Raw genomic sequence first — 6,000 nt, 5'->3', positions numbered from 1 at the left:
AAATCCGCTGATCATCATAACTATGATAGCTCAGCGGATTTTATATATCAATATACTATTTTATTATGCGCTTACTAAAAATGTAAGAGCAGAGCTGGGCAGTGAATCAGCATATAGAGGACTGCATATGATGAGTTTATCATTTTTTATTATATTTTCAAACAAATCAGGATTTTTAAGAATATCACTTGAGTAATATTCACATACATTTACATTACTAGAAAGTAAGTTAAGAAAATTATTTATTATAAAATCAGAACGACTTTTTTCTTTTCTTGGACTTAAATTTATAATGCATAAATTAATCATTTTTAATCCTCCTTTAAATCAGCTAAGATGTTTTGCAAATCTTTAATATTTTCAGCAAACAGGACTTCAAATTTATCTGCTTCATAATTTATTGAATTTGCATAAGCTAAGTCATAAAATGTCTGTTTTTCATCTTCAGTTATATCATTACCATAAGCTATAAAGACAAGTCGTGGAATATTTTTATAACGGAGTGAATGATGAATATCACCTTTGACAAACCTAAAAAAAGGAAGTAAAAATCCAATAGAGCGGTCTATTATATTCTTTATATAAGGACTATAGCAGCCATATTTTATTGCACTTATACATACATAAGTATTATTTTGAAGAATATACTTAGGTAGTTCTGTATAATCATCTTTAATTACACATCTGCCAGGTGTTTTTATCCAGCATTTGAAGCATCCGAGGCAGGGATGTATATTACTGATTTCCTGAGAGAATATTTTTGTATCACTTCTTAGATACGGGATAAGCTGGGTTTCTATATTTTTACTTAGATCGTGAATTAATAGCATAATTAAGATAATCTCCTTTCATAAACAAGTTTACATTGTAAACTTAAGACATATATTAACACTTTAAATTTACAGTGTCAACTTGCAAAGGAAAATAATATAAAATATAAAATTGCAGATTATGATGGTATAATAAATTTAAAATATTAATTCGTAGCACAGATTGTATAAAAATACAATAGGAGAAGAAAATGAATAAAATAGTTAATAATAATGAACAGAAAATGTCTAGATGTAAAATTAATAAAGATAAATATCATCATGGAGATTTAAAAGAAACCATGATAATTACGGGGGTAAAGCTTCTTGCTCAGGAGGGAGCAGAAAAGTTTTCATTAAGAAAATTGGCTTCTATGTGTGATGTAAGTCATGCAGCACCATATAAACATTTTAAAAATAAAGAAGAACTTATTTTAGCGATTAAAGAATATATCGATGAAAGGTTTACAGAAGCAATTTTAGAAGTAGCGGATAAATATAAAAATGATCCTATGAAGAGGATTACTGAAATTGGGAAAAAGTATGTTTCTTTTATGGTGGAAAATAAAGATTATTTCAAACTTTTATTTTTTAACTCAAGTGAATATAAGATTAAAGTAAATATGAATAATATTGAAAATTATGATTATGAACCATTTAAAATATTTAAAAAATGTGCTGAGGAAGCTTTAAGATTTATGAATTCTGATCCAATAAAAGATGGAAAAAATATACTTGCTATGTGGGCTACCGTTCATGGACTCGCAAGTATGTTTACAAATGGAATCATTGTTTATGAAGGAAATTATTTAGAACTTGTAGAACAGATACTAATAGGAAATGTATCATTTTAAATGAGTTTTTACAGGAGGCTGTTTTATTGATGAATAAGTTAAGTAGATATATTGGATTTGATGATATAGAACAGATTAAGAACATTATAATTGAATATAAGCTTAAATCTGAAAAAGATGGTTCTTATATATTTATAGATAAGGCGTTTCCTAATAATGTTGATTGTGAGCTTATTAAAGAATTAACTGCTGTTATAAGCAGTAGTTATTCAGTTGAAGAAAAATTGTTAAAGAATATAATGATGAAATATGGTGTTTCTATTAATAAATATGAGTATATACTTAAAATATTAGATTTATATATAAAAAACGAAAAAAATATAAATAAAAACATGGCAGTAAATTTTATAGCTAAGATGATTTTATGGCTTAAAAATTATCTTAAAGAAAATAATTCAAATTATAATATTTTATATATTGGTGAAATAAAAAAACATGGTGTATACTTTTTAATTCTTCTATATTTTTGTGGGTATGAGGTAATGTACATTACTTTAAATGACAAAGATGAATTTATTAGGATAAGCAATATAGATGAATATTCTGTGCTTATTAAAGGAAAGAAATATTTGGATGAGAAGAGCAGTAAAATAGATGACATTCTAAAAGAAGCTTTAGAAAATAGGCAAGTGCAAAGAGGAAAGCTTAATCTTGAAAGAAAGACAACAAGTGAGGAAGTTTCAGATATTTCAGATATGGATTTGAGTAAATTTCTTGATAGCATAGAAAAAGAGGAAATAGAGAGCTTTTATAATGCATTTATTGGAAGTAGTTGTAGAGAAGATGAATATAAAAATATTCTAGGTAAATTGAGAACAGAATTGAATAAACATTTTGAAACTATTGAAATTACTGGCGAGATTTTGCCTGTATCAAATGAAGAGATTAATTTTATATTAGAAAAAATAACTGATAAAAATAATAAAGTAAAGTCTTATATAGAACTGTTTAAGGAATACTTTAATGATGATATAGTTTTCAAAAAAGTGATAGATGAATTTGATAAAAAAAGCAAAGCAAGATCTGTAACAGAAAATTTTTCATTAAAACTATTGATATGGACCTTAAGAATAAAGGATTTTATAATATCACATAATAAAAGAGCTGTTTTATTTTTTGGAAGTATAAAGCTTCATGAAATATATTTCTTAAAGATGCTGAAAATGTTAAATATAGATATTGTTTATATTTATAGCATGCAGGATTTTAATGAAGAATTAATAAATGTAGGAAAATTTAAAATCAGCAAGGAAAGTAACTTTTTTGATATTAAAGAAATTCCTAAAAAATCAGTAAGTGAGATAAAGACTACAGCATATAAAGCTGAGCAGCAGGTTGAAAGTATTATATATAATGATGAAACAGGAATGTATAGACCATATCAGCTTAACAGCAAGGAAATTACTTCTGTAATATTGAGAACAACTTTGGAAGAAGCATTTATTTTATGGAATGAGGAAGCTAAATTCAGATCTGGTTTTTTAAATAAAAATAATCATGTTGAAAATCCTGTTATATTCTTAAAAATAGATGGAGTATATAAAGATATAGATGAATATTATGATATGTTTATAAAGCTTAAGAGTCCGGATAATACTGAAGTTATATATGATACAAATATTTATGAAAATAGTTATAATAATCAGGAATATTATGGTGCCAATTATTTATTTGATTTGTCAGGCAATATAATTTTAGATAAATTAAAAAAAAGCAAGTATTATAAATATGAATATTTAGATAAAAGTGTTCAAAGTAATATTATTTCTAATATACAGGAAATTATTAATGGAAATTATTTGAAATTTAAAGAAGATAAAGATTTTAAGATAAAAGTTCTTCTTACGATATTAAGTCTTGAGGAAAGATTTGTAAGAATGCTTCAAGGATATGATATAGGTGGCAAAGTGCCAAAGATTATACTATTTAATAATAGTACAAAGCAATATTCTAAAGAGGATTCTATAATTATAATTTTTATGGTTTTAATGGGAGTAGATATTGTTATTCTTAATCCAGCAGGATATTTAAACATAGAAAACGTTATGGACGAAAATTTGATTTCTAAATTTAAACTTGAAACAGTTGAATATAATTTAGAAATTCCAGCTAAGATAAAAAATAAGAAACAAAAAAGATCTCTGTTTGAAAGATTATTTAATATTTAAGGAGGAAAATTTATGGGATTAAAGACAGATAGGCAATATGGAGTACAACAAAATGAAATAATTTCAGAAGAACCAAAAGAAATAATTATTGAAGAAAAGAAACAGGAAATAGAGCAAAAACTTAAAAATTCACCAGAAATTGATAAAATTGTTGAAAGTATAGATGTATATGATTTAAACAGTCTGCTTAAATTTGGAGATAAGCCAGCACAAGAACTTGCAAAATTTTCTGATTCAATATTGAGCAATGTTGAATCAACAAAAGTTGAAGATTCCAGCATAATACTGAATAAATTGAAAAAGATAATGGATAATTTTAATCAAAAGGATTTTACTAAAAATCAAAATTTTATTGAAAAATTATTTTTTAATGCAAAAGCGCAGGTTGATAAGATAATTAAAAAATATCATACAATGGGAGCAGATATAGATAAAATTACAGCAGTACTGATGACTTATCAGGATGAGATATTGAAAAGCAATAAACAGCTTGATGATATGTTTAATGAAAATGTTAAATATTATGAAGAACTGACTAAATATATATTAGCTGGTGAAGCTGCAATAGATGAACTTAAAACATCAATAATTCCTGAAATGGAGCAGAAGTATAGTGCAACTAATGATAGTATGGCTCAAATGGATTTGAATCAGATGAAACAAGTTCAAAATGCATTGGAGCAGAGAGTTTATGATTTAAAACTTTCACAGACAGTAGCACTTCAGGCAATGCCATCACTTAGAATGATTCAGGTTGGAAATTATAATCTTATGAGAAAAATAAATTCTGCATTTATTGTCACACTTCCTGTATTTAAAAATTGTCTTGTTCAGGCACTTCATTTAAAGAGACAGGCACTTCAAAGTGAAGCATTAGAAGCACTTGATAAGACTACAAATGAAATGATTATGAGAAATGCACAAAATACAGCAGATCAATCCATAAAAACAGCAATGCAGGCTAACAGTAGTTCGGTAGATATTGAAACTCTTCAGAAAGCATGGAATGAAATAATGAGAGGAGTTTCAGAAACTCAGAGAATCCAGGAAGAAGCTTCTCAAAAGAGGATAGAGGGAACAAAACAGTTAGAAGACTTAAACAGAAGAATTAAGGAATTGAAAAATTGATATTACAACAAAATAACTGTTTTTTACCTTTATTGAAAAAATTGCTTAAGATATTGCTTTTTTAAAAAGAAATGTATATAATCATATATAGAATATAATATATCTTCAGGGCAGGGTGAAAATCCCTACTGGCGGTACAGCCCGCGAGCAATTAAGCAGATTCGGTGTGATTCCGAAGCCAACAGTATAGTCTGGATGAAAGAAGGTAACCTATTAGGAAATATGATTTATTTGTGTTTGTATTAAATGCCCTGATGTTTTTCATCAGGGTTTATTTTTTTTAACATAAATTATTATAGTATTCTTAATAAGATACCCACGAAGATAATTCTGGGAGGCAGATTAATGAATAGTAAAACAAACAAACTTATTAAAATTTCTTTATTGTCAGCAATATCTTTAGTACTTATGTATTTTGATTTTCCTGTGATACCGATATTTCCATGGTTGAAAGTTGATTTAAGTGATGTTCCTGCATTATTAGGTGCATTTGGATTCGGGCCTTTAGTTGGAGTTGCAATAGAATTGGTAAAAAATCTGTTATATTTCTTTATTAAAGGAAGCAGCATAGCAGGAGTTATGGCTAACTTTATTGTTGGATCAGCTTTGATTTTACCAGCAGGATTTATTTATCATAAGAAGAAGAGTAAGAAAACTGCAATTTTAGGAATGATTATAGGAGCAGTTATTATGGAGATCGCAGGAATATTTGCTAATATATATATATTACTTCCTTTATACGGAATGAGCATGTCATCAGCTGAATTGACACAATATGTTACAGTTGGATTATTACCTTTTAATGGGGTAAAAGCATTGATGGTCAGTGTTTTAACATATTTCTTATATAAAAGAGTATCTGTATCAATATTTAAAGCTGAACCTAACTTTGGATCACCTATAAATAATAGAATTTCATAATTAAGAGATGAAAAAACCTAGTAATTTTGCGATTACTAGGTTTTTTTGCATGTTATATTAATAATATTTTTAAAATATGGTAAAATTAAGTGTAAACTTATATTATAAATAAAAAGGAGA

Annotated in this window: 6 protein-coding genes and 1 riboswitch; of the genes, 4 read left to right on the top strand and 2 right to left on the bottom strand. The window is 26.7% G+C overall.

Going from position 1 to position 6,000, the window contains the following annotated elements; genetic code table 11:
• Window positions 1-63: 63 nt before the first annotated feature.
• Together Q0F58_RS02710 and Q0F58_RS02705 are read right to left on the bottom strand one after the other, a co-directional pair.
• A complete protein-coding gene (locus Q0F58_RS02710) occupies window positions 64-309 on the bottom strand; it encodes a hypothetical protein (protein ID WP_294372243.1) in 246 nt (81 codons plus the stop codon).
• A 2-nt stretch (window positions 310-311) separates the two neighbouring features.
• Window positions 312-830: a flavodoxin family protein gene (locus Q0F58_RS02705; protein WP_294372241.1), complete on the bottom strand. Its 519-nt coding sequence runs from the start codon at window positions 828-830 to the stop codon at window positions 312-314.
• Window positions 831-1,021: 191 nt separating this feature from the next.
• Here Q0F58_RS02705 and Q0F58_RS02700 point away from each other — a divergent pair, with 191 nt between their 5' ends.
• The 4 genes from Q0F58_RS02700 (at window position 1,022) to Q0F58_RS02685 (ending at window position 5,880) form a co-directional block, all read left to right on the top strand.
• Entirely contained in the window at window positions 1,022-1,663 is a 642-nt protein-coding gene (locus tag Q0F58_RS02700; protein WP_294372239.1) for a TetR/AcrR family transcriptional regulator, read from the top strand.
• Window positions 1,664-1,692: 29 nt separating this feature from the next.
• Entirely contained in the window at window positions 1,693-3,831 is a 2,139-nt protein-coding gene (locus Q0F58_RS02695) for a YceG family protein (RefSeq protein ID WP_294372237.1), read from the top strand.
• Between the two features lie 12 nt (window positions 3,832-3,843).
• A complete protein-coding gene (locus Q0F58_RS02690) occupies window positions 3,844-4,959 on the top strand; it encodes a toxic anion resistance protein (protein ID WP_294372235.1) in 1,116 nt (371 codons plus the stop codon).
• Window positions 4,960-5,056: 97 nt separating this feature from the next.
• Window positions 5,057-5,170: riboswitch (FMN riboswitch) on the top strand.
• 134 nt (window positions 5,171-5,304) lie between these two features.
• Window positions 5,305-5,880 carry an ECF transporter S component gene (locus Q0F58_RS02685; RefSeq protein WP_294372233.1) on the top strand — a complete coding sequence of 192 codons (576 nt, stop codon included), beginning with the start codon at window positions 5,305-5,307 and terminating at the stop codon, window positions 5,878-5,880.
• Window positions 5,881-6,000 lie beyond the last annotated feature (120 nt).

The sequence above is a fragment of the uncultured Clostridium sp. genome (assembly GCF_934754915.1).
In the GTDB taxonomy this organism is placed as follows: Bacteria; Bacillota; Clostridia; order Clostridiales; family Clostridiaceae; genus Clostridium.
Note: the sequence above shows the minus strand (reverse complement) of the source record. Positions and strands in the feature narration are given on the sequence as shown.

Coding starts and splice junctions, on each gene's coding strand:
- Q0F58_RS02695 (WP_294372237.1), top strand. CDS start 1,693: ATGAATAAGTTAAGTAGATATATTGGATTTGATGATATAGAACAGATT.
- Q0F58_RS02685 (WP_294372233.1), top strand. CDS start 5,305: ATGAATAGTAAAACAAACAAACTTATTAAAATTTCTTTATTGTCAGCA.
- Q0F58_RS02690 (WP_294372235.1), top strand. CDS start 3,844: ATGGGATTAAAGACAGATAGGCAATATGGAGTACAACAAAATGAAATA.
- Q0F58_RS02710 (WP_294372243.1), bottom strand. CDS start 309: ATGATTAATTTATGCATTATAAATTTAAGTCCAAGAAAAGAAAAAAGT.
- Q0F58_RS02700 (WP_294372239.1), top strand. CDS start 1,022: ATGAATAAAATAGTTAATAATAATGAACAGAAAATGTCTAGATGTAAA.
- Q0F58_RS02705 (WP_294372241.1), bottom strand. CDS start 830: ATGCTATTAATTCACGATCTAAGTAAAAATATAGAAACCCAGCTTATC.